At 69.3% G+C, this 21,708-nt stretch carries 20 protein-coding genes; 10 read left to right on the top strand and 10 right to left on the bottom strand.

Features of this window, described 5'->3' with window-relative positions:
• Positions 1-9: 9 nt before the first annotated feature.
• On the bottom strand, positions 10-822 hold the full coding sequence (locus EPAKOI_RS02815; protein WP_423192911.1) for a tetratricopeptide repeat protein: 813 nt from the start codon (positions 820-822) through the stop codon (positions 10-12).
• A 43-nt stretch (positions 823-865) separates the two neighbouring features.
• Complete coding sequence (locus EPAKOI_RS02810) at positions 866-2,947, bottom strand: bifunctional 2',3'-cyclic-nucleotide 2'-phosphodiesterase/3'-nucleotidase (RefSeq protein ID WP_423192910.1); 2,082 nt, start codon at positions 2,945-2,947, stop codon at positions 866-868.
• Between EPAKOI_RS02810 and EPAKOI_RS02805 the strand changes: the two genes are divergently transcribed.
• From EPAKOI_RS02805 to EPAKOI_RS02790, 4 genes are all read left to right on the top strand, one after another.
• Positions 2,946-3,143, top strand: coding sequence for a hypothetical protein (locus tag EPAKOI_RS02805; RefSeq protein ID WP_423192909.1), 198 nt, complete (start codon positions 2,946-2,948; stop codon positions 3,141-3,143). The two genes, EPAKOI_RS02810 and EPAKOI_RS02805, sit on opposite strands and share 2 nt — an antisense overlap.
• 75 nt (positions 3,144-3,218) lie before the next feature.
• Positions 3,219-3,977 (top strand): molybdate ABC transporter substrate-binding protein, encoded by a 759-nt coding sequence (gene modA / locus EPAKOI_RS02800; RefSeq protein ID WP_423192908.1) that lies wholly within the window; start codon positions 3,219-3,221, stop codon positions 3,975-3,977.
• Positions 3,978-4,005: 28 nt separating this feature from the next.
• Positions 4,006-4,722, top strand: a complete 717-nt coding sequence (gene modB / locus EPAKOI_RS02795; protein ID WP_423192907.1) for a molybdate ABC transporter permease subunit — start codon at positions 4,006-4,008, stop codon at positions 4,720-4,722.
• Between the two features lie 7 nt (positions 4,723-4,729).
• Positions 4,730-5,452, top strand: coding sequence for an ATP-binding cassette domain-containing protein (locus EPAKOI_RS02790; RefSeq protein ID WP_423192906.1), 723 nt, complete (start codon positions 4,730-4,732; stop codon positions 5,450-5,452).
• Between the two features lie 32 nt (positions 5,453-5,484).
• Here the strand turns inward: EPAKOI_RS02790 and EPAKOI_RS02785 are convergent, their stop codons facing one another.
• The 4 genes from EPAKOI_RS02785 to EPAKOI_RS02770 all read right to left on the bottom strand — a co-directional run bounded on the left by EPAKOI_RS02785 (position 5,485) and on the right by EPAKOI_RS02770 (position 10,051).
• Positions 5,485-6,288 carry a TOBE domain-containing protein gene (locus EPAKOI_RS02785; protein ID WP_423192905.1) on the bottom strand — a complete coding sequence of 268 codons (804 nt, stop codon included), beginning with the start codon at positions 6,286-6,288 and terminating at the stop codon, positions 5,485-5,487.
• A 70-nt stretch (positions 6,289-6,358) separates the two neighbouring features.
• On the bottom strand, positions 6,359-6,601 hold the full coding sequence (locus EPAKOI_RS02780) for an RNA recognition motif domain-containing protein (protein ID WP_124682288.1): 243 nt from the start codon (positions 6,599-6,601) through the stop codon (positions 6,359-6,361).
• A gap of 88 nt (positions 6,602-6,689) precedes the next feature.
• Positions 6,690-7,469 carry an enoyl-ACP reductase FabI gene (gene fabI / locus EPAKOI_RS02775; RefSeq protein ID WP_313835436.1) on the bottom strand — a complete coding sequence of 260 codons (780 nt, stop codon included), beginning with the start codon at positions 7,467-7,469 and terminating at the stop codon, positions 6,690-6,692.
• A 275-nt stretch (positions 7,470-7,744) separates the two neighbouring features.
• Positions 7,745-10,051 carry a DUF3141 domain-containing protein gene (locus EPAKOI_RS02770; RefSeq protein ID WP_423192904.1) on the bottom strand — a complete coding sequence of 769 codons (2,307 nt, stop codon included), beginning with the start codon at positions 10,049-10,051 and terminating at the stop codon, positions 7,745-7,747.
• 284 nt (positions 10,052-10,335) lie between these two features.
• On the opposite strand from EPAKOI_RS02770, the gene EPAKOI_RS02765 reads away from it, so the two are divergent.
• Positions 10,336-11,283, top strand: coding sequence for a bifunctional enoyl-CoA hydratase/phosphate acetyltransferase (locus tag EPAKOI_RS02765; protein ID WP_124682291.1), 948 nt, complete (start codon positions 10,336-10,338; stop codon positions 11,281-11,283).
• Positions 11,284-11,295: 12 nt separating this feature from the next.
• Entirely contained in the window at positions 11,296-12,519 is a 1,224-nt protein-coding gene (locus EPAKOI_RS02760; protein ID WP_423192903.1) for an acetate/propionate family kinase, read from the top strand.
• Here the strand turns inward: EPAKOI_RS02760 and EPAKOI_RS02755 are convergent.
• Complete coding sequence (locus EPAKOI_RS02755) at positions 12,514-13,290, bottom strand: tyrosine-protein phosphatase (RefSeq protein ID WP_423192902.1); 777 nt, start codon at positions 13,288-13,290, stop codon at positions 12,514-12,516. The genes EPAKOI_RS02760 and EPAKOI_RS02755 overlap by 6 nt on opposite strands.
• A gap of 301 nt (positions 13,291-13,591) precedes the next feature.
• Here EPAKOI_RS02755 and EPAKOI_RS02750 point away from each other — a divergent pair, with 301 nt between their 5' ends.
• The 4 genes from EPAKOI_RS02750 (at position 13,592) to EPAKOI_RS02735 (ending at position 17,688) form a co-directional block, all read left to right on the top strand.
• On the top strand, positions 13,592-15,115 hold the full coding sequence (locus tag EPAKOI_RS02750) for a DASS family sodium-coupled anion symporter (protein ID WP_124682294.1): 1,524 nt from the start codon (positions 13,592-13,594) through the stop codon (positions 15,113-15,115).
• 67 nt (positions 15,116-15,182) lie between these two features.
• Positions 15,183-16,229, top strand: coding sequence for an Ldh family oxidoreductase (locus EPAKOI_RS02745; protein WP_423192901.1), 1,047 nt, complete (start codon positions 15,183-15,185; stop codon positions 16,227-16,229).
• 200 nt (positions 16,230-16,429) lie between these two features.
• Positions 16,430-17,125 (top strand): transglycosylase domain-containing protein, encoded by a 696-nt coding sequence (locus EPAKOI_RS02740; protein ID WP_423192900.1) that lies wholly within the window; start codon positions 16,430-16,432, stop codon positions 17,123-17,125.
• Between the two features lie 89 nt (positions 17,126-17,214).
• A complete protein-coding gene (locus EPAKOI_RS02735) occupies positions 17,215-17,688 on the top strand; it encodes an MgtC/SapB family protein (RefSeq protein WP_124682297.1) in 474 nt (157 codons plus the stop codon).
• A gap of 1 nt (position 17,689) precedes the next feature.
• Here EPAKOI_RS02735 and EPAKOI_RS02730 read toward each other — a convergent pair whose 3' ends face one another.
• From EPAKOI_RS02730 to fdhF, 3 genes are read right to left on the bottom strand one after another with little or no spacing between them, the layout of a single operon-like run.
• Positions 17,690-17,935 (bottom strand): formate dehydrogenase subunit delta, encoded by a 246-nt coding sequence (locus tag EPAKOI_RS02730; RefSeq protein ID WP_124682298.1) that lies wholly within the window; start codon positions 17,933-17,935, stop codon positions 17,690-17,692.
• A gap of 17 nt (positions 17,936-17,952) precedes the next feature.
• On the bottom strand, positions 17,953-18,801 hold the full coding sequence (gene fdhD, locus EPAKOI_RS02725) for a formate dehydrogenase accessory sulfurtransferase FdhD (RefSeq protein ID WP_423192899.1): 849 nt from the start codon (positions 18,799-18,801) through the stop codon (positions 17,953-17,955).
• A 13-nt stretch (positions 18,802-18,814) separates the two neighbouring features.
• Positions 18,815-21,688 (bottom strand): formate dehydrogenase subunit alpha, encoded by a 2,874-nt coding sequence (gene fdhF, locus EPAKOI_RS02720; RefSeq protein ID WP_313835430.1) that lies wholly within the window; start codon positions 21,686-21,688, stop codon positions 18,815-18,817.
• Positions 21,689-21,708 lie beyond the last annotated feature (20 nt).

The following is a 21,708-nucleotide window of genomic DNA, read 5'->3' as shown; positions in this document are numbered from 1 at the left end:
GGCGCCGGGCTACGGGTTGATGGCCGGGTGCTTGAGCGCGTGGGCGGTTTCGGCCATGTGCTGGCGGTACTGGGCGGCGTCGCGTGGCAGGCCCAGGCCGCCGTCGCGATAGGCCATCGCCAGCGCCTGGATCGACGCCGGATGCTCGCGCTCGGCGGCGGCTTCGTACCAGGCGACGGCGCGGGCGTCGTCGCGGGCCACGCCCTCGCCTTCGCGGTAGGCATTGGCCAGCATGAACATCGCGTGCGCCACGCCGCCGTCGGCGGCCACGCGGAACCAGCGCGCCGCGGCGGCCGGGTCGGGCGTGCGGCCGTAGCCGCCGCGATACAGCAGGCCCAGGTAGTAGGCGGCGCCGATGTCGCCGGCGCGCGCCGCCGCGTCGAGCTGTTGCCAGGCCAGCGGCAGGTCGGCGCGGCCGGTTGCCAGGGTACCGAGCATCGCCGCCTTGCCGAGCAGGAACTGCGCGCGGACCTGGCCACCTTCGGCAGCCATGCGCAGCCAGCGCTCGCCGTCGGCACGCGTGGCGGCGTCGGGCCGCGCCATCAGCGTTTCGCCAAGCGCGGCACGCGCGGCAGCCTCGCCAGACCCGGCGGCCTGCTGCAGGCGGTCCAGCGCCGCCGCGTCGCCGGCGGACGTCGCCAGGACCTGCCACTGGGCGATTTCGGCCTGGCGCGCGTCGGACTGGTGGCGCCACACGGCCGCACCGGCCACGCCGGCGGTAGCCACGGCCACGGCCAGCGTGGCCGCCACGAACAGCGGATGGATGCGCGGCAGGCGACGGGGCAGCGCGTGGAGGGTCGGGGCGGCGGCGGTGGCAGGCATCGGCATATCGGGCAAGGTGGCCGGGTGGTCGGCGGCGTGACGGTTACTGGTTGAGGTCGATGCGGTACTTCGACAGGTTCTTGTTGCTGCCGTCGTCGGCGGCCACCAGCGTCACGCCCGCCACGCCACCGGCGGCGGCCTGCGCCAGCATGCCGGCGGCCGAGCTGAACACCACGTCGCCGCTGGTCGCCACTTTCGTGAAGCGCCAGCTACGAGCGCTGCCATTGGCGGCGCGGGTCACGTTGGCCACGGACTTGATGTAGCTGATCAGCACGTCGCGGTTGGCGTCCGGCGAGGCGTAGACGGTCTTGGTGCCGTCGAGGCCCGGGAAGTTGCCGCCGCCGCTGGCGCGGTAGTTGTTCGTTGCCACGATGAAGTCCATCGCCGCGGTCACGGCCGCGCCCTTGTACGTCAGGTTCTTGATGCGGCTGCCCACGGGCTGCGTGACGTCGATCTCGTACTGCATGTCGGCGTCGGTGAACATGTCGAAGTTGTAGCCCGGGAAGGTGCTGATCAGTTGCTGCTCGGTGGTCAGCGCCGGGTTGATCTGGTTGAAGCGCTTGGCGGCCGTCTCCAGCCACGCCTTGACCTCGGCGCCGTTGACCTTCACCGCGTAGACCGTGTTCGGGTACAGGTACAGGTCGGCCGCGTTGTTGATGGCCAGGCTGCCCATCGCCACGTCGGTGTAGTCGCTGCCGCCGCCAAAGCCGCTCTTGAACGGGGCCGAGACCGACAGCACCGGCAGCGATGCCAGCGCCGGCAGGTTGGCCGCGAGGTAGTCCTTCACATACTTGGCCTGGGCCTGGTTGACGATCTGGATCGCGCCCGGGTCGCCCACGTCGGCAAAGTAGCTCGTCATGCGGTAGTCGGTGCTGCCGATGGGCGTCTTCACGTACTGGATGGTCGCCTGGTGCTCGGTGTCGATGGCGGCGGCCACGCTGGCGTCGGGGGCCACGTAGGTCTTGTCGGGGTTCTGGATCGAGCGCGCCTCGACCTTGGTGTTGGCGCGGTCCACGCTCCACGCCTTGCCGTCGTAGGCCAGCGCCAGGTTGACCACGCCCAGATGCTTGCCCCAGTAGTTGGCCATCACGGTCGGCACGCCGTTGACGGTGCCCTTGACCTTGTCCACGCCCGGCGGGTTGAACTGGCCAACCGTGCTGGCCGCGTCCGGGAAGACCTGGTGCGAGTGGCCGATCAGCATGGCGTCCACGCCCGCCACCTTCGACAGGTGGTAGCTGCCGTTTTCCATCGTCGGCGAGTACGCCGAGTTGTCCAGCCCGCCGTGCGAGATCACGACGATCAGGTCGGCGCCCTTGGCGCGCATCTCGGGGATGTACTTCTGCGCGGTCTCGACCACGCCTTCGGTGTAGACCTTGCCGTCCAGCCAGCGCTTGTCCCAGCTCAGGATGGCCGGCGGCGCAAAGCCGATGATGCCGACCTTGATCGGCGCCGACACCGTCTTGCCGTCGGGGCCGGTGGCCGTCAGCGTCTTCGACAGGATCGCGTACGGCTGGAACAGCGGCTGGCGCGTCTTGACGCTGTACACGTTGGCCAGCACCTGCGGAAACTTGGGCCCGGCGCAGGTCTGCTGCGCCGACGGGTCTGGCAGGCCGTCCACGTTGAAGCGGTTGCCGGTGACCTGGCTCAGGTACTGCAGGCCGTAGTTGAACTCGTGGTTGCCGATGCCGCCGCCGTCAAAGCCGGCCGCGTTCATGACCTTGTACATCGCCAGCGTCTCGCCGCACGTGACCGGCTTGACCAGCGCCTGGTAGTCGGACAGCGCCGTGCCCTGGATGGTGTCGCCGTTGTCCAGCAGCATCGTGTTCGGGAATTCGGCGCGGGCGGCCTTGATCAGCGTCGACACGCGCTCGAAGCCCAACGACTTGTCCTCGGCCAGCTTGAAGTAGTCATAGCTGAGCACGTTGGTGTGCAGGTCGGTCGTCTCCAGCAGGGCCAGCGTGGATCTGGTGCCGGCCGGCACGGTGGCGGTGCCGCCGCCGGTCTGGCCGCCATTCTGGCCGCCGTTGCCGTTACCGGCGCCGTTGTCGTCGTCGGAGCCGCAGGCGGCCAGGGTGCTGGCTACCATGGCCGCCAGCAAGGCGGCCCGGATGCGATGGAGTTGCATGGTCTCGGATTCCCCTGTGATTGTGTTTCTTCTGTGGGGGGAAATTGTGCGAACCGGCGATGGCAGCCAAGTGGCGATATCGCGTCATTCTCGTGACAATCGCTCAAAATATGACAAAAACGCCATATCGCTCAACCAGCGCCGCCAGCGGGACTATTTCAACCGGCTGAAGATGGTTATCCGTCGGCGCGATTGACGCCCCGTTATATAGCCGCTTATATTGCGGATGCCAACGATCCGGCACACCCTCCCTCTCCCCGACTCTTCTGCCATGAGCCTCCTGCCCTTCGCCCGCCGCGCCGCCCTGGTCGCGCTGACCCTTGCCGCGCCGTCGGCCTTTGCCGCGGACCTCGTGGTGTCCGCCGCCGCCAGCCTGACCAACGCCTTCAGGCAGCTTGGCGACCAATTCGAGCGCGCCCATCCCGATACCAAGGTGGTGCTGAACTTTGGCGCGTCGGACGTACTGATGCAGCAGATCGTCAAGGGCGCCCCGGCCGACGTGTTCGCGTCGGCCGACCAGAGCGCGATGGACAAGGCGGTGGCCGAGAAGGTCGTCCAGCCGGCCACGCGCAAGGATTTCGCGGCCAACGCGATCGTGCTGATCGTGCCGCACGACAGCAGGCTCGGCATCGGCGCCCCGGCCGACCTGTCCCGCGCCGACGTCAGGCGCGTGGCGTACGGCAACCCGTCGTCGGTGCCGGTGGGCCGCTACACGCGCGGCGCGCTGGAATCGCAGGGGCTGTGGACGGCCGTCGAGGCCAAGGGCGTGCCCGCGCAGAACGTGCGCCAGGCGCTGGACTACGTGGCGCGCGGCGAGGTGGACGCCGGCTTTGTCTTTGCCACCGACGCGGCCGTGATGCCGGACAAGGTCAAGGTCGCCGCCCGCGTGCCGACCCCCACGCCGGTCACCTACCCCATCGCCGTCACCGCGCAGGCCCGCCAGGCCCAGCAGGCCAACGCCTTCGTCCAGTACGTGCTGTCGCCCGAGGGCCAGGCCACGCTGGCGAAGTTCGGCTTCCAGAAGCCCTGACCGCCGGTTCCCGGTTCGCATCGCCGCCATGGACGCCGTCTGGATTCCGCTGCTGCTGTCGCTGAAGGTGGCGGGCTGGGCCACGCTGCTCAACGCGATCCTGGGCGTGGCCGCGGCCTACGCGCTGGCCCGCTGGCGCTCGCGGGCACGCGACGTCGTCGACGCCATCCTGACGCTGCCGCTGGTGCTGCCGCCTACCGTGCTGGGCTACTACCTGCTGGTGCTGGTAGGCCGGCGCGGCGTGTTTGGCGCGTGGCTGGAACGGCTGGGCATCGAACTGGTCTTCACGTGGCAAGGCGCGGTGCTGGCGTCGACCGTGGTGGCGTTTCCGCTGGCGCTGAAGTCGGCGCGGGCCGCGTTCGAGGGTGTCGACCACCAACTTGAGAACGCCGCGCGCGTGCTCGGCATCTCCGAGGCGGCCATCTTCTTCCGCGTGACGCTGCCGATGGCGCTGCCCGGCATCGTGGCCGGCGTGCTGCTGGCCTTTGCGCGGGCGCTGGGCGAGTTCGGCGCCACGCTGATGGTGGCCGGCAACCTGCCCGGCCGCACGCAGACGCTGTCCGTGGCGATCTACGAGGCGGTGCAGGCCGGCAACGACGACACCGCCAACCTGCTGGTGCTGGTCACGTCGGTCACCTGCATCGTGCTGCTCGTGGTGGCGGCGCGGCTGGTGCCGCCCGCGCAGCGCGGCACGGCCAACCTGTTCGAGCGGCGCCGCTTCACGCGCGCGCCTGTGGGCAAGTGAGGCCGCCATGAGCATGGAAATCACCGTCCGCAAGCGCATGGCGTCGGAAGACCGCCATTTCGCGCTGGACATCGCGTTCGCGTCCGACAGCCGGCGCGTGGCGCTGTTCGGCCCGTCCGGCGCCGGCAAGAGCCTGACGCTGCGGGCCATCGCCGGGCTGATGGCGCCCGACAGCGGCCGCATCGTGCTGAATGGCCGCACGCTGTTCGACAGCGACGCCGGCGTCGACCTGCGGCCGCAGGACCGCCGCGTGGCCTACCTGTTCCAGGACTACGCGCTGTTTCCGCACCTGACCGTCGCGCAGAACATTGCGTTCGGGCTGCGTCGCGGCTGGCGCAACCCCGCGCGGCGCGCGCTGCCGCCCGAGGCGGCGCGCTGGGTCGATGCGTTTGGCCTGCGCGACATCATCGGCCAGTATCCGGCGCAGATTTCGGGCGGGCAGAAGCAGCGCGTGGCGCTGGCCCGCGCGCTGGCGGCCCGGCCTGACATCCTGCTGCTGGACGAACCGTTTTCCGCGCTGGACCCGGCCCTGCGCATCCGCATGCGCCAGGAACTGCGCGCGCTGCAGGAAAGCCTGGACGTGCCGATGCTGATGATTTCGCACGACCCCGAGGATGTCGACGTGCTGGGCGACCACGTGCTGGAAATCCGCGAGGGCCGCATCCACGCCAGCGGACGCGCCCCCCGGCACCCGCCGGTCTACGCGCCCGAGACCTCGCCGGTCATCTAGCCAGCCGGCCGGGCGCCAGCGCGGGCCGTTGCTCAGCCCATCGTGCCAAGGATCACGCTCGACGCCTTGAAGATGGCCAGCGCGCGCGTGCCGGCCTGCAGCGCCAGGTCGGCCACTGCCGCCTGCGTGACGATTGCCGCCACGGTGCCGCCGCCATCAAGCTCCAGCACGACCTCCGCATTGACCGCGCCGGGCACCACCCGGGCCACCGTGCCGGGCAACTGGTTGCGCGCCGACAGCCGCGCCGCCGGATCGGCCAGGCCGATCAGCACCGACGACGCCTTGACCAGCGCGAACGCTTCGGCGCCGGGCACCAGGCCCAGCGTCTCGACGCTCTCGTGGGTAATCGTGGCGACGATCCGCTGCCCGCCCGGCAGCGCCAGCGTGACTTCGTCGTTGACGGCGCCGGCGCGTACGGTTTCCACGCGGCCGAAAAGCTTGTTGCGGGCACTGGTCTGGATCATCATGCGGCGGATCAGGTGAAGGTCTTCGGGATGCGCGTCGGCCATGGCGCCCGCGCGTTCAAGCTGGGCGATGAAGCGCGCGTGCTCGGCCTCCATCGCCCGGTAGGTGGCAATCAGCCGCTCGGCGCGCGCGGTCAGCCGCGTACCGCCGCCGCCCTTGCCGCCGGCCGCGCGCAGCACCAGCGGCTCGCCGGCGCTGTTGTTCATCGCGTCGATGGCGTCCCACGCACCCTTGTAGCTGATGCCCACCGCGCGCGCGGCGGCCGTGATCGAGCCGTGCTCGCCAATGGCGGCCAGCAGCGCGATGCGGTCCTTGCCGCCCCAGTCCTGCTGGCCGGCGCGGAACCAGATGGCGCCCTGGAGTTCAAGCATTGCGCAAAGCCTGTCTGTGGTGTCGGATGGCCCGTATGGTACCGCCAACGCCGGACGCCCGGCGTGGACGTCAGCTCTGGTGGGCGGGGATGTACCAGCGCATGACGCTGCCGGCAAAGTACTGCTTGTCGAACCGTCGCAGCAGGTGCCAGCAGGTGAACGGGTCGACCGCCAGATCCACCCAGGCCCACGGGTGGTTGGGGTCGCCGTCGCGCACGATCTCCACGGAGTTGACCCGGGCATGGGTCTGGAGCTTGTCGCGCAGCATTTCCTCGGTCACATCACGATGTAGCCCGCGGATCAGTACCTGCATTGCAGCCTCTCCCTGTTGGAAGTGGTGATGCATGTATTCTAGGCCGCGTGCCGCGGCCCGGCGCCCAACGATGCGGCTATCGCACGTTTCACGCCATGATGTGCACGCCGCCGTCCACGTACACCGTATTGCCCGACACGCGGCGCGCATAAGGCGTGGCCAGGTAGGCGGTGGCAAAGCCCACGTCCATGATGTCGACCAGCTCGCCCAGCGGCGCGCGGCCGGCGGCTTCGGCCAGCAGCACGTCGAAATCCTTGAGCCCGGACGCCGCGCGCGTCTTCAGCGGCCCCGGCGAGATCGCATGCACGCGGATGCCGCGCGGGCCCAGTTCGTAGGCCAGGTAGCGGCAGGTGGCCTCCAGCGCGGCCTTCACGGGCCCCATCAGGTCGTAGTTCGGCACCACGCGGTTGGCGCCGTCGTAGCTCATCGCGAACAGCGTGCCGCCTTTGTCCATCAGCGGCACGGCCCGGCGTGCCATGCGGATGAACGAGTGGCACGACACGTCCATGGCCCGCGCGAAGCCCGCCGCCGATGAGTTCAGCAGCCCGCCCTGCAAATCCGCCTTGGGCGCGAACGCCACCGAATGCACGACCGCGTCGAGCCGGCCCCAGGTCCTGGCGATGTGGTCGAACAGGGCGTCCATCTGCGCGTCGTCCTCCACGTTCAGCGGCATCAGGATCGGCGCATCCACCCGCTCGGCCAGCGGCGCGACGTGCGGGTAAGCCTTGTCGTTCAGGTACGTCAGCGCAATCTCGGCGCCGAGCTCGCGGAACGCCCGCGCACAACCCCAGGCAATCGAATCCTCGTTGGCAACGCCGACGATCAGCACGCGTTGCCCGGACAGCGGCGGAGTGGGAACGTGGACCATGGTGGGGGCTCCGGGTTGGGGTGGGTCTTTGCTTTCCTGTCTGGCTTGCGGGACAGGGGCTGGGGGGTGAGGGCCGGAGCTTCAAGCTGCGGCAACAGTCGAATACATCGCCATCTTTGCTCCCCTCTCCCGTTTGCGGGAGAGGGGCTGGTGGTGAGGGCCGGCGGTTCCAATGCCGCATGCCGCATCTTGAACGGCTTGCCCTCTCCCCCGACCCCTCTCCCGCGTTGCGGGAGAGGGAGACAACCGGACGCGGAAGGCCAGGCCCCCGTCGACTATTCCGCTTGTGCTTCCTGGGTTGCCTTGCCGTTGCCGTGGTCGGTGCCGAAGGCTTCGGCGACTTCGCGGTAGCGGGCCAGCCAATCGGCGTCCAGCGGGCCGCCGACGGTCAGGACGCGGTGGGCCAGCACCATGATGCGGCGGCGTTCGCGCATGTCGGGCACCAGGGCCGGCAGCGCCGCGATGGCGGCCTCGGGGTCCAGGCTGACGATATAGCTCTGCCGTCGCACGGCGTCCTTGAACTGGGCCAGCGTAATGCGCTTCTCGGGCGGGTTCTCGCGTGCGAGCTTGCGCAGCAGGTTGAACGGCCGCTCCTCGATGGCCGAGCGGCCCTGCGTCACGTACGACAGCACGCGCAGGAAGGCGTCGAGCGCGGTGCCCGCGCCGATCTCGCGCTCGGCCTCGCGGCGGCGCAGTTCGGCCACCTCCTTGCGCAGCGCGGTCACGGCCGGCGACTCGGGCCGCTTTGGCGTGGTCGTCATGCCCAGCATGGCCGGCAGCCACGGCGCGGCGTAGATCGATTCGAACATGCGCTCCTGCCAGGCGTCGCGCGCGTCGCGGTACTGGTCCAGCGAGCGCACGATCTGGTCGGACATGGCCTGCTGCATCGCCAGGAACGGGTTGTCCGGCGACACCGGCTGGCGCGCGTCGCGCACGGCCGGGGCCATCATGGCGACCCATTGCATCCACGGGTTGCCGTCGGCGAACAGCGAGCGCTCCAGCCGCGACGGGTGCATCGCGCGGATCGCCTCGGCCGTGGGCTCGTTCGCCATCGCGCGCACCACGGGCGACGCGAACGTGTCGTAGACGTGCTGGTTGATCTCGGCCACGCGCCGCACCACCTCGAACGGCTGCTCGTCGGCCCGGCCGTCGTCCAGCGCCAGGATGTCGTCGATGGTCCGCCGCTCGAAGCGCACCAGGTAGCGGCCTTCGATCAGCTCGCTGTGCGGCGCGTCGGGCGCGAAGTCCTCGATGCGGGCCTCGTACAGGCCCGGCGGCAGCACGTCGATCAGGTCCAGCGCGCAGAACAGTTCAGAGTGCTCCTTGTTGGCCACGCTGCCCGACACGAAGATGCCCAGGTGCCCGATCGACGGATGCAGGCAATAGACGATGGTCTGGTCGTTGGCGACAATCTCGTCGACGCTCGCGTACAGGTCCGGAATCCAGTTCAGCGCCTGCTGCGGCGGCGTGATGTTGTCGCCCCAGGACGCAAACACGATCACCGGCGAGCGCAGGTTGCGCAGGTCGACCACGGACTGGCCGTCGTTGCTGCGCACGTCGCCGGCCGTCAGGTGGTTGCCGACGAACAGGTTCTGCACGATCCAGTCGATCTCGGCGCGGTTCATCAGGAAGTGCCCGCCCCACCAGCGCTCGAACTCCAGGAAGCGCGGCCCTTCGGTATCCACCTTGGCGTAGACGTTGTAGAGCTTTTCCCAGAGCGTGTTCGAAGGGTTCAGCTTCTCGAAGTTCTGCACCAGCCAGGCACCGTCGAAGCGCCCGTTGCCCAGGTCCGCCGCCAGCGACGACAGCCACGTGCCGCCCAGCAGCCCGCCGGCATAGCGCATCGGGTTCTTGCCGCGCACGCCCGACCAGTAGGCCACGGGCGCGCCGGCCAGCAGGATGGGGCCGGTCACGTCGGGCGCGGCGGCGGCCAGCATCAGCAGCGCCCAGCCGGCCTGACAGTTGCCGATCACGAACGGGCGGCCCGGCGCGTCGGGGTGCCGCTCGGCCACGGCGCGCAGGAAGCGGGCCTCGGTGCGCGCCACGTCCTCGATGGTCTGGCCCGGGCACGGGTCGCGGTAGAACGTGATGAAGTAGCACGGATGGCCGGTGCGGATGGCGTTGCCGATCTCGCTGTCGGCCTTGAAGCCGCCGATGCCGGGGCCGTGGCCGGCGCGCGGGTCCATCACCACGAACGCGCGCTTGGTCATGTCGGTGGGGTGCGCGGCGGGCGGCACGATGCGCAGCAGCGCGTAGTTCACCGGCCGGGGCAGGTCGCGCCCGTCGATCAGCACCTCGTAGTCGAACACCAGCACGGGCGGCATGCCGCCTTTCTCGTGCGTGGCCGTCTCGTTGCCGCGCTGGCGAAGGACGTCGAGGAACAGGATGGATCGCTGCCACGCGTCGATCCCGTATTCCCAGGCGGCCTGGGCCAACGGGTGCAGCGGGAGCGGGGGATATGCCGGGGACGGCGCGGAGGGCGAGTCGGGCGAGTCAGGCGTTGAGGGCGATGAGGACGTTGAGGGCGAGGCGGAGGCGCCCTGTCCGGGCGCGCGGCCCGTCACAGGTTGGCGTGCATTCATTTCCGTTTCTCCTTGGGGATAGGCGGAGTCCGATGGCGTGCAGCGGGGGCCGATGCGGGCGTGGTGCGGGCGTCGCTTGCTGCGATGCAACAGCAAAAATCTACCAGCCTCGGCCCGGCATGACAACCGTTACCAAAGGCCAATCCCGCTGACGGCGCCGTATATGACAAGCGCAAGACATTCCAATGGCACGGGTGCGTCGCCTATACTGCGTCGAGACGTTTGCGCAACGCAGCATCCGCCTTCGCTGTCGCGGCTGCTGCCCAGCCGGAGCCCGTACGCCCATGCCGACCCCGCCGTCCGACGACAAGTACGCCAGGCTGCTCGCCCGCTGCGAGGGCCTGCCGCCCATTCCCACCGCCGTGGCCCACCCCTGCGACGCGTCGTCGCTGGACGGGGCGCTCGAAGCGGCCCGGCTGGGGCTGATCGTGCCGATCCTGTGCGGGCCGGCCGCCCGCATCCGCGCCGTGGCCCAGGAGCAGGGGCTGGCGCTGGACAACGTGGAGATCATCGACGCGCCGCACAGCCACGCGTCCGCCGAAAGTGCGGTCGAGGCCGTGCGCACCGGCCGCGCCGAGCTGCTGATGAAAGGCAGCCTGCACAGCGACGAGATCCTGCACGCCGTGGCGCGCAGCGCCAGCGGCCTGCGCACCGGGCGGCGCCTGTCGCACGTCTTTGCCATGGACGTGCCGAACTACCACAAGCCGCTGTTCATCACCGACGCGGCGGTCAACATCTTTCCCACGCTGATCGAGAAGGCCGACATCGTGCGCAACGCGATCGACCTCGTGCGCGTGCTGGGCGTGGAGCGGCCCAAGGTGGCCATCCTGTCGGCCGTGGAAACCGTGACCGACAAGATCCCGTCGACCATCGAGGCCGCGGCGCTGTGCAAGATGAGCGAGCGCGGCCAGATCGAGGGCGGGCTGCTGGACGGCCCGCTGGCGTTCGACAACGCCATCAGCAAGGCCGCGGCCGAGACCAAGGGCATCCGCTCCGAGGTGGCCGGCGACCCGGACATCCTGCTGGTGCCCGACCTGGAAGCCGGCAACATGCTGGCCAAGCAGTTGACCTTCCTGGCCGGCGCCGAGGCGGCCGGCATCGTGCTGGGCGCCCGCGTGCCGATCATCCTGACCAGCCGCGCCGACAGCGTGCGCGCGCGCATCGGCAGTTGCGCCATCGCGGTGCTGCTGGCCCATTCGCGCCGCACCGCCCAGGTTGCGGTGCCCGCCTGAGGAGCGATCCGCGTGAGCACACCCCATCCCGTCATCCTCGTCGTCAACGCCGGTTCGTCCAGCGTCAAGGTATCGATCTACGCGGTGCCCGAGGCCGCGCACGACAACATCGACATCCAGCCCACGCTGGCCGCGCACGGCCAGATCGAAGGCATCGGCGTGGCGCCGCGCCTGGTGGCGCGCATGGCCGACGGCCGCGAAGTGACCGACCAGCAATTTCCCGTGGAGCAGGTGGCGGACCACGACGCCGCGTTCCGGCTGATCCGGCTGACGCTGAGCGTGGCGCTGCGCGACACGCCGCCGGTGGCCATCGGCCATCGCGTGGTGCATGGCGGCAGCGAGTTTGCCGATGCCGTGCGCATCGACGACGACGTGATCGCCCGGCTGGAGGCGCTGGTGCCGCTGGCGCCGCTGCACCAGCCGCACAACCTGACCGCGATCCGCGCCATCCGTGGCGCCGTGCCTGACCTGCTGCAGGTGGCCTGCTTCGACACCGCGTTCCACGCCGGGCGCGATCCGCTGACGCAGCTCATGGCGCTGCCGTACGCCTACTACGAGCAGGGCGTGCGGCGCTATGGCTTTCACGGGCTGTCGTACGCCTATATCGCGCGGCGCCTGCGGCAGGTGGCGCCGGACCTGGCCGACGGCCGCGTGGTCGTGGCGCACCTGGGCAATGGCGCCAGCCTGTGCGCCATGCGCGGCGGCCGGAGCATGGATTCGACGATGGGACTGACCGCGCTGGACGGCATGCCGATGGGCACGCGCTGCGGGTCGATCGATCCCGGCGCGGTGCTGTACCTGGCCGCGCAGGGCATGGCGCCCGACGCGATCCAGGCCATGCTGTACGGGCAATCGGGCCTGAAGGGCATCTCCGGCATCAGCAGCGACATGCGTGCCCTGCTGGCCAGCGACACGCCGCGCGCCAGGCTGGCGGTGGACTTCTACGCGTGGCGCGCCGCGCAGGAAGTCGGCAAGCTGGCGGTCACGCTGGGCGGGCTGGACGCGCTGGTCTTCACGGCCGGCATCGGCGCCAACGCGCCGGACGTGCGCGCCCGCATCTGCGCGCACCTGGCCGAACTGTTCGGCATCGCGCTCGACCCCGCGGCCAATGGCGACAACTGCCAGCGCATCAGCCACGACACCAGCCGCGTGCCGGTGCTGGTGCTGCCGACCGACGAGGAAGGCATGATCGCGCTGTCGACGGCCCGCATCCTGCGCGAGACTGGCGGGCTATGACGCCAGGTAGTGGCCGCGCAGGCGGTCCACGTCGACGCGCAGGTCGTCGGCCAGGAACCGCTCGACGCTGCCGTAGGTCTGCCTGATCGCATCCATCGACGCCTCGATGTACTCGGGGCGCACTTCCAGCAGCGGCAGCATCGCGTCGGGCGAGACCCCGAGCTGGCTGGCGCCGGCCAGCAGCTTCTCGTTGAAGCGCTGGTTCCAGTGGTTCGATTCCAGGTAGTTGGCGACGATGTCGTCTTGGGCCACGCCCAGCGCGCTCAGCAGCAGCAGCGATGCAAAGCCGGTGCGGTCCTTGCCGGCGGTGCAGTGGTAGAAGAGCGTCTTGCCGGCCTCGGCGTGGCGCAGGAACGTGCCGAACGCATCGCGGTAGCGCACCGGAAAGTCGCGGTAGACGTCGAGCATGAAGCCGTGCATCTGCGTCGCGTTGCTGGCGCGCAGGCGCGGCATCAGCACGTCCATCGCCATGGTGCCGTCCAGCACGGGTACCGCGAGCCACTGGAAGCGCTCGCCGAACGTGGCCTCGGCCGGCGACTTCTCGCCCGGCGAGCGGAAGTCGACCACGATGTCGAGCCGCAACGCGTGCAGCTTGTCAATATCGGCCGCGCAGGCCAGCGCCGGGTTGGCGCTGCGGTACAGGCGGTTCTGGACCACGCGCCGGCCCGCATGGCCGGTCAGGCCGCCAAGGTCGCGCGCGTTGCTGATCGACTCCAGGTCCAGGCAAGGCCGCAGCGCGGCCGCGATCAGCGTTTCGGAAGGGTTCTGCATATCGGTCCTGGCGCGCCCATGCGGCACGCTTTCGAAATGTTCAGCATTGGCGTCAATTATTTCAGATCGACGCACTGGGGGACATCCCGCTGGCAACGATACCCCGGGAACCGTTGCGGGTGCTGCAACGGGCCATTTCGCTTGACTGTTTCTGACTTAACAGCGATTTGATCTGCCGCAATTTCAAAGGCCGAGTCGGCTTGGCGACGCCCGCCCGGCTTCACATAATGAGTCCATGTCGAACGCCGCGACCTGCGCGTCCCGACGGGTTCGACAGGCTGCTCCTTACCAAGGATTCACCATGCCTGATCCGCAAGTCTCTCCTGCCGGCCCTGGCGGTCCCACCGCCACGGCTGCCACGCCTGCCGCCCCCAAGTTGCGCATTCACTGGGGCCTCTACCTCGCCGTCGCCGTCCTGCTCCTGCTGGTGGCCTTGCCCATGCCGCCCGACCTGCCCGTGGCGGGCCAGCGCATGCTGGCCATCCTGGCATTCGCCGTGGTGGTCTGGATTACCGAGGCCGTCACGTACGAAACCAGCGCCATCATGATCACGTCGCTGATGGCGGGGCTGATCGGCTTTGCGCCGATGGTCAACGATCCCAACACCCTCTACGGCACGTCGCGGGCCCTGGGCATGGCGCTGGCCGGGTTCTCGAACACCGCGCTGGCGCTGGTGGCCGCCGCGCTGTTCATATCGGCCGCGATGACCGTGACCGGGCTGGACCGGCGCATCGCGCTGGTCACGCTGTCGGCCATCGGCACCAGCACCCGGCGCATCCTGCTGGGCACCATCGCCGTGACCATCCTGCTGAGCCTGGTGGTGCCCAGCGCCACCGCGCGCAGCGCCTGTACCGTGCCGATCATGATGGGCGTGATCGCGGCCTTCGGCGTCGACAAGAAGTCGAACATCGCCGCCGGCATCATGATCATGGTGGCCCAGGCCACCAGCGTCTGGAACGTCGGCATCCAGACCGCCGCCGCGCAGAACCTGCTGACGGCCGGCTTCATGGACAAGCTGCTGGGCGAGCGCGTGACGTGGCTGCAATGGCTGGTGGCCGGCGCCCCGTGGGCCATCGTCATGTCGGCCGTGCTGTACTTCCTGGTGCGCTGGCTGCTGCCGCCCGAGACCGACGCCATCGCCGGCGGCAAGGAAGCCGTGCAGCGCGAGCTGGCCGCGCTGGGGCCGATGACGGGTCCGCAGAAGCGCCTGGCCGCCGTGGCCATCGGCCTGCTGCTGTTCTGGGCCACCGAGGGCAAGCTGCATGCGTTCGATACCGCCACCATCACGTTCGTAGGGCTGGTGATCCTGATGATGCCGCGCATCGGCGTGATGGACTGGAAGACGATGCAGCAGCGCACGCCGTGGGGCACGCTGATCGTGTTCGGCGTGGGTATCAGCCTGGGCAGCGCGCTGCTGACCACGCAAGCCGGCCAGTGGCTGGGCCGGTTCGTGGTCGAGCATTCGGGCCTGGCCGAGCACGGCACGCTGATGATCTTTGCCGTGCTGGCCGGGTTCCTGATCCTGATCCACCTGGGCTTTGCCAGCGCCACGGCGCTGACGGCGGCCCTGCTGCCGATTCTGATCTCGGTGCTGCAGCAGCTGCCGGGCGACATCAACCGCGTGGGCATGACGATGCTGCTCGGCTTTACGGTCAGCTTCGGCTTCATCCTGCCGATCAACGCGCCGCAGAACATGGTGTGCCTGGGTACCGATACCTTCAACGGCAAGCAGTTCGCCCGTGTCGGCATCCCGGTCACGATCATCGGCTACCTGCTGATGCTGCTGTTCGCCAGCACGTACTGGCGCTGGCTGGGCTGGGTCTGACACCCCGCGCCCGCGCCCCCGGATCGCCAACACGCCAATCACTCACTGACAACCAAGCGTCCCCATCATGAAACTGTCCCTGGAGGCCGCGCGCGCCTTTGCGCGCAATATTCTGACTGCACAGAATGTGCCGATCGACATCGCTGACGATGTCGCCGAGCACCTTGTCGAAGCCGACCGCAGCGGCTACACGAGCCACGGCATCTCGATCCTGCCGAACTACCGGCGGGCCATCGACGGCCAGAGCGTCAACCCGGCCGGCCGCGCCGAATGCGTGCTGGATCGCGGCACGCTGATGGTCTTCGACGGCCACGGCGGCTTTGGCCAGCACGTGGGCAAGACCGTGATGCAGCAGGCCATCGACCGCGTGCGCGAGCACGGCCACTGCATCGTCACGCTGCGCAAGTCGCACCACCTGGGCCGCATGGGCCACTACGGCGAAATGGTCGCCGCGGCCGGCCTGGTGCTGCTGAGCTTCACCAACGTCATCAACCGGCCGCCAGTGGTGGCACCGTACGGCGGCCGCGTGGCGCGGCTGACCACCAACCCGCTCTGCTTTGCCGGACCGATGCCCAACGGGCGGCCGCCGCTGGTGGTGGACATCGCCACCAGCGCCATCGCCATCAACAAGGCCCGCGTGCTGGCCGAGAAAGGCGAGCCGGCGCCCGAGCACAGCATCATCGACGCGGATGGCAACCCCACCACCGACGCGTCGGCGATGTTCGGCGAGCGGCCGGGAGCGCTGCTGCCGTTCGGCCAGCACAAGGGCTACGCGCTGGGCGTGGTGGCCGAGCTGCTGGCCGGCGTGCTGTCGGGCGGCGGCACCATCCAGCCCGAAAACCCGCGCGGCGGCGTGGCCACGAACAACCTGTTCGCCGTGCTGCTCAACCCCGAGTTCGACCTGGGCCTGAACTGGGAACGCGGCGAGGTGGAAGCGTTCATCCAGTACCTGCACGACACCCCCACGGCGCCAGGCCACGCGCAGGTGCAGTACCCGGGCGAATACGAAGCCGCCTGCCGCGCGGCCGCGGATGGGTACCTGGAGATCAATCCGAATATCTGGCGGAATCTGGAGGGGCTGGCGCGGGAGTTGGGGGTGGGGGTGGCGGCGTAGCCAGGATCACTGGCTACGCTGCTCCCCTCTCCCACCTGTGGGAGAGGGGTTGGGGGAGAGGGCGAGGCGGTACTGCTTGCCGACCTGTCGCGATTTGACCGTCCGGCCCTCTCCCCCGGCCCCTCTCCCGCCGTGCGGGAGAGGGGAGCAAACCTTGCCCCCCGAGGGCATCCAGACACACCAATGGCACAATACGCGCCATGCAACGTCTCTGGTCCGCCTTCGTCAAGTTCGTGCTGCTCGCCGTGGTGGGTGGCGCTTTGCTGGTTGCGTTTGCCGTGTTGATGGCCAACCGGCAGCTACCCTCGCTGGACGCGCTGATGGCGTTCCGGCACAGCGCCGGCTACGTGCGGCTGGCCGATTTTCCCCACACGCTGCCCGAGGCGGTGGTCGCCATCGAGGACGACCGCTTCTACCTGCACGATGGCGTGGACTACGTGGGCGTGATGCGCGCCGGCATCGCCAACCTGTCCGACGAGCTGTCGCAGGGCGCGTCGACGATCACGATGCAGGTGGCCCGCAACTTCTTCCTGTCTCGCCAGAAGACCTACACGCGCAAGCTCTACGAGATCCTGCTGGCCTACCGGATCGAGCGCGCGCTGAGCAAGGACGAGATCCTGGAGCTCTACCTGAACAAGATCTACCTGGGCCAGGGCGCCTACGGCTTTGGCGAGGCCGCGCAGACCTACTTCGGCACGCCGGTGGACCAGCTGACGCTGGCCGAATGCGCGATGCTGGCCGGGCTGCCCAAGGCGCCGTCGGCCAACAATCCCGTGGTCAACCCGCGCCGCGCGCGCCAGCGCCAGACCTACATCCTGCTGCGGATGATGGAACTGGGCCGCATCACGCGCGCCCAGTACGACGCCGCGCTGCTGGAGCCGCTGCGGCTGCGCTGAGCGCCCGCTGTCAGCGGACGCCCGATGGCGCCGCCCCGCCCTGCCGTGCTAGCCTCCGACGACCAGAAAACCGACAAGAGGACACTGCCATGGAAGGAGTCTGGGGAGAAATCTACAGCACGCTGCGTTCGGAATTTGCCGACGTGCCCGACGTCAAGGAACTGACGCGCATCCTGCTGCGCCTGACGCTGGCCGTGCTGCTGGGCGGCCTGATCGGCTACGAGCGCGAGGCGGCCGGCAAGCCCGCGGGGCTGCGCACGCACATGATGGTGGCGATGGGGTCGGCGCTGTTCGTGCTGGTGCCGCTGCAGGCCGGCATGCCGCTGAACGACATGAGCCGCGTGCTGCAGGGCCTGATGTCCGGCATCGGCTTCCTGGGCGCCGGGGCCATCATCAAGCACAACGCCAGCGAGGAAGACATCCGCGGCCTGACCACGGCGGCCAGCATCTGGACCGTGGCCGCCATCGGCGTGGCCTGCGGCATGGGCCGCGAGATGACGGCCGTGATCGCCACCGTGTTCGGGCTGGCGATCCTGCAACTGCTCTACCGGCTCAAGAAGTAGCTCAGGCGGCGGTGGCCGCCAGCGTGACCTCGAAGCGGTCGCGGTGGTGCGCCACCGCTTCCAGCACGATCGGGTCCACGCCCTCGCCGCCGGCGTCCACGTGCGCCAGGAACGCCCGTTTCATGCGCGGCTCCCAGAACTTCTTCACGTGCCCGGCGATATCCGCCAGCGCTTCCTCGCGGTCCGGCATCGCCTCGAAGAAGCTGCCGATCTGGTTGGCCATCTTGACCAGGTTCTCGATATGCATCGCTGAGCCTTCTCGCTTTACTCGGATTGGATTCGTTGGGGGTGGGCGTAGACCACCATGGTGCCGCCACGCACAAAGCCGGCCAGCGTCAGCCCGGCCGTCTCGGCCAGCCGCACCGCCATGGCCGTGGGGCCCGACACCGCCGCCAGCACGCCGGCCCCGATGGCGGCGGTCTTCTGCACCATCTCGTAGCTGGCCCGGCTGGTGACGATGACCGCGCCCCGGGCGATGTCTTCTTGCCCGCCGCGCGCCAGCGCCCCGGCCAGCTTGTCCAGCGCGTTGTGGCGGCCCACGTCCTCGCGCACCAGCGCCAGCTCGCCATCGGCGCGCATCCAGGCCGCGGCGTGCGTGGCGCCGGTATCGCGCAGCAGCGCCTGGCGCTTGTGCAGCGCGGCAAACGCATGCTCGAACACGCGCGGATCGAACGTGGCCGCGCTGCGCACGGGCTGCGGCATCCGCATCACCTCGTCGAGCGATTCGGTGCCGCAGAGCCCGCAGCCGGTGCGCCCGGCCAGCGCGCGGCGCCGCCCCTTCAGCTCGACAAAGGCCCCGGTGGCAATCTCCACCTTGACCGTGATGCCCTGCTCGCCCGCTTCCACGTCGATGCCGTAGATGTCAGCGGCCTTGCCGACGATGCCCTCGCTCAGGCTGAAGCCGATGGCAAAGTCCTCCAGGTCGGCCGGGGTGGCCAGCATCACCGCGTGCGAGATGCCGTTGTACTCCAGCGCCACGGGCACTTCCTCGGCCAGGTGGTCCACCTCCGGCGTCATCACGCCGTGGCGCCAGCGCCGCACCGCGAACGTGCGCTGCGCCGGCACCGCGTCGGTGCCGGCGGCGCTGTCGGGGGATGGCACGTCGCGTTTCATCGCCCGCCCCGCGTCAGCCTGCCTGCGCCGTCTCGCCTGCCGCCCGCAGGTGCGCAAGCTGTTCCTCGTTGAACGCCTGGTAGTTGCGCTGCCACGTGGACGGCTGCGCCACCGGCATCACCTGCACCGCGGTCACCTTGTACTCGGGGCAGTTGGTGGCCCAGTCCGAGTTGTCGGTGGTGATCACGTTGGCGCCAGACTCGGGGAAGTGGAACGTGGTGTACACCACGCCCGGCTGCATGCGCTGGCTGACGATGGCGCGCAGCACGGTCTCGCCCGCGCGGCTCTGCACGCCCACCCAGTCGCCGTCCTTGATGCCGCGCTCCTCGGCATCGTGCGGATGCAGCTCCAGCCGGTCCTCGTCGTGCCAGTGCACGTTGTGCGTGCGCCGCGTCTGCGCGCCCACGTTGTACTGCGACAGGATGCGCCCCGTGGTCAGCAGCAGCGGGTACTTCCTGGTCACCTTCTCGTCGGTCGGCACGTACTTGGTGATGATGAACTTGCCCTTGCCGCGCACGAAGCCGTCGACGTGCATGGTCGGGGTGCCGTGCGGCGCCTCGGCGTTGCACGGCCACTGGATGCTGCCCAGTTCGTCGAGCTTCTGGTAGCTCACGCCCGAGAACGTCGGCGTCAGCCGCGCAATCTCGTCCATGATCTCGGACGGATGCGTGTAGTGCATCGGGTAGCCCAGCGCGTTCGACAGCAGGATCGTCGCCTCCCAGTCGGCGTAGCCGGCCTGCGGCGGCATGACCTTGCGCACGCGCGAGATGCGGCGCTCCGCGTTGGTGAACGTGCCGTCCTTTTCCAGGAACGACGAACCCGGCAGGAACACGTGCGCGTACTTGGCCGTCTCGTTCAGGAAGATGTCCTGCACAACGATGCATTCCATCGACGACAACGCCTCGGACACGTGCTGGGTGTTCGGGTCGGACTGGACGATGTCCTCGCCCTGGCAGTACAGGCCCTTGAACGAGCCCGTCAGCGCTGCCTCGAACATGTTCGGGATGCGCAGGCCCGGCTCCGGGTTGATCTCCACGCCCCAGGCCGACTCGAAGCTGCTGCGCACCGTCGAATCGGACACATGGCGGTAGCCCGGCAGCTCGTGCGGGAACGAGCCGATATCGCACGACCCCTGCACGTTGTTCTGGCCGCGCAGCGGGTTCACGCCCACGCCTTCGCGGCCGACGTTGCCGGTGGCCATGGCCAGGTTGGCGATGCCCATCACCGTGGTGGAACCCTGCGCATGCTCGGTCACGCCCAGGCCGTAGTAGATGGCCGCGTTGCCGCCGGTGGCGTAGAGCCGGGCCGCGCCGCGCAGCAGGTCGGCCGGCACGCCGGTGGACGCTTCCAGCGCCTCGGGCGAGTTCTCCGGCAGCGCCACGAAATCGCGCCATTGCTGGAACGCGCGGTCCTCGCAGCGTTCGGCGATGAACTGCTCGGCCAGCAGGCCCTCGGTGACAATCACGTGCGCCAGCGACGTGACCACGGCCACGTTGGTGCCCGGGCGCAGCTGCAGGTGGTAGTCGGCGCGGATGTGCGGCGAATCGACCAGGTCGATCTGGCGCGGGTCGATGACGATCAGCTTGGCCCCCGCGCGCAGGCGGCGCTTCATGCGCGAGGCAAACACCGGGTGGCCGTCGGTCGGGTTGGCGCCGATGACCATGATCACGTCGGCCTTGGCCACCGAGCGGAACGTCTGCGTGCCGGCCGATTCGCCAAGCGTGGTCTTCAGGCCGTAGCCCGTGGGCGAGTGGCAAACCCGCGCGCAGGTGTCGACGTTGTTGTTGCCGAACGCGGCGCGCACCAGCTTCTGGACCAGGTAGCCTTCCTCGTTCGTGCAGCGCGACGACACGATGCCGCCGATGGAATCGCGGCCGTGCTCGGCCTGGATGCGGCGGAACTGCGACGCCGCGTAGCCAATGGCTTCCTCCCACGACACCTCGCGCCACGGGTCGGTGATCCTGGCGCGGATCATCGGCTTCAGGATGCGGTCCTTGTGCGTGGCATAGCCCCAGGCAAAGCGGCCCTTCACGCAGGCGTGGCCCTCGTTGGCGGCGCCGTCCTTGTACGGCACCATGCGGACCACCTCGTTGCCCTTCATCTCGGCCTTGAACGAGCAGCCCACGCCGCAGTACGCGCACGTGGTGACCACGCTGTGGGACGGCTGGCCAAGCTGGATGACCGACGTTTCGGTCAGCGTGGCGGTCGGGCACGCCTGCACGCAGGCGCCGCACGACACGCAGTCAGACTCCATGAACGGCTGGCTGGTGCCGGCCGCCACGCGCGAGTCGAAGCCGCGGCCGCTGATCGTCAGCGCGAACGTGCCCTGCGTTTCCTCGCAGGCGCGCACGCAGCGGTTGCAGACGATGCACTTGGACGGGTCGTACGTGAAGTACGGGTTCGACTCGTCCTTCTTCATCTGGGTGTGCGTGGCAATCGGCGCGGCCCCGCCGGCGCCGTCGGCATAGCGCACCTCGCGCAGGCCGACCACGCCGGCCATGTCCTGCAGCTCGCAGTTGCCGTTGGTCGGGCAGGTCAGGCAGTCCAGCGGGTGGTCCGAGATGTACAGCTCCATCACGCCGCGGCGCAGGTCGCCGAGCTTGCCGCTCTGCGTGCGCACCTTCATGCCCGCTTCCACGGGCGTGGTGCACGATGCCGGATAGCCGCGCCGGCCCTCGATCTCCACCAGGCACAGCCGGCAGGAGCCGAACGGTTCGAGCGAGTCGGTGGCGCAGAGCTTGGGCACGCCGATGCCGGCTTCGGCGGCGGCGCGCATGACGGAGGTGCCGGCTGGCACGGTGACGGCTACCCCATCGATTTCCAGCGTGACCTGGAGGTCGTTGTCGATGGCCGGGGTACCGTAGTCGAAATCGTCGCGAGCGTTCAAGGGACGTCTCCCGTAATGCA

This window comes from Cupriavidus sp. H18C2, assembly GCF_049393795.1.
GTDB lineage: Bacteria > Pseudomonadota > Gammaproteobacteria > Burkholderiales > Burkholderiaceae > Cupriavidus > Cupriavidus pauculus_C.
This window is presented reverse-complemented; position numbering and strand designations above follow the sequence as displayed.

What these genes read in the sequence shown, in the direction of transcription:
- fdhD (WP_423192899.1), bottom strand. Translation starts at nt 18,801, where the DNA reads ATGAAACGCGACGTGCCATCCCCCGACAGCGCCGCCGGCACCGACGCG.
- EPAKOI_RS02745 (WP_423192901.1), top strand. Translation starts at nt 15,183, where the DNA reads ATGAAACTGTCCCTGGAGGCCGCGCGCGCCTTTGCGCGCAATATTCTG.
- modB (WP_423192907.1), top strand. Translation starts at nt 4,006, where the DNA reads ATGGACGCCGTCTGGATTCCGCTGCTGCTGTCGCTGAAGGTGGCGGGC.
- EPAKOI_RS02735 (WP_124682297.1), top strand. Translation starts at nt 17,215, where the DNA reads ATGGAAGGAGTCTGGGGAGAAATCTACAGCACGCTGCGTTCGGAATTT.
- EPAKOI_RS02770 (WP_423192904.1), bottom strand. Translation starts at nt 10,051, where the DNA reads ATGAATGCACGCCAACCTGTGACGGGCCGCGCGCCCGGACAGGGCGCC.
- EPAKOI_RS02750 (WP_124682294.1), top strand. Translation starts at nt 13,592, where the DNA reads ATGCCTGATCCGCAAGTCTCTCCTGCCGGCCCTGGCGGTCCCACCGCC.
- EPAKOI_RS02810 (WP_423192910.1), bottom strand. Translation starts at nt 2,947, where the DNA reads ATGCAACTCCATCGCATCCGGGCCGCCTTGCTGGCGGCCATGGTAGCC.
- EPAKOI_RS02755 (WP_423192902.1), bottom strand. Translation starts at nt 13,290, where the DNA reads ATGCAGAACCCTTCCGAAACGCTGATCGCGGCCGCGCTGCGGCCTTGC.
- EPAKOI_RS02765 (WP_124682291.1), top strand. Translation starts at nt 10,336, where the DNA reads ATGCCGACCCCGCCGTCCGACGACAAGTACGCCAGGCTGCTCGCCCGC.
- EPAKOI_RS02780 (WP_124682288.1), bottom strand. Translation starts at nt 6,601, where the DNA reads ATGCAGGTACTGATCCGCGGGCTACATCGTGATGTGACCGAGGAAATG.
- EPAKOI_RS02785 (WP_423192905.1), bottom strand. Translation starts at nt 6,288, where the DNA reads ATGCTTGAACTCCAGGGCGCCATCTGGTTCCGCGCCGGCCAGCAGGAC.
- fabI (WP_313835436.1), bottom strand. Translation starts at nt 7,469, where the DNA reads ATGGTCCACGTTCCCACTCCGCCGCTGTCCGGGCAACGCGTGCTGATC.
- EPAKOI_RS02815 (WP_423192911.1), bottom strand. Translation starts at nt 822, where the DNA reads ATGCCTGCCACCGCCGCCGCCCCGACCCTCCACGCGCTGCCCCGTCGC.
- EPAKOI_RS02730 (WP_124682298.1), bottom strand. Translation starts at nt 17,935, where the DNA reads ATGCATATCGAGAACCTGGTCAAGATGGCCAACCAGATCGGCAGCTTC.
- EPAKOI_RS02740 (WP_423192900.1), top strand. Translation starts at nt 16,430, where the DNA reads ATGCAACGTCTCTGGTCCGCCTTCGTCAAGTTCGTGCTGCTCGCCGTG.
- EPAKOI_RS02805 (WP_423192909.1), top strand. Translation starts at nt 2,946, where the DNA reads ATGGTCTCGGATTCCCCTGTGATTGTGTTTCTTCTGTGGGGGGAAATT.
- modA (WP_423192908.1), top strand. Translation starts at nt 3,219, where the DNA reads ATGAGCCTCCTGCCCTTCGCCCGCCGCGCCGCCCTGGTCGCGCTGACC.
- EPAKOI_RS02790 (WP_423192906.1), top strand. Translation starts at nt 4,730, where the DNA reads ATGAGCATGGAAATCACCGTCCGCAAGCGCATGGCGTCGGAAGACCGC.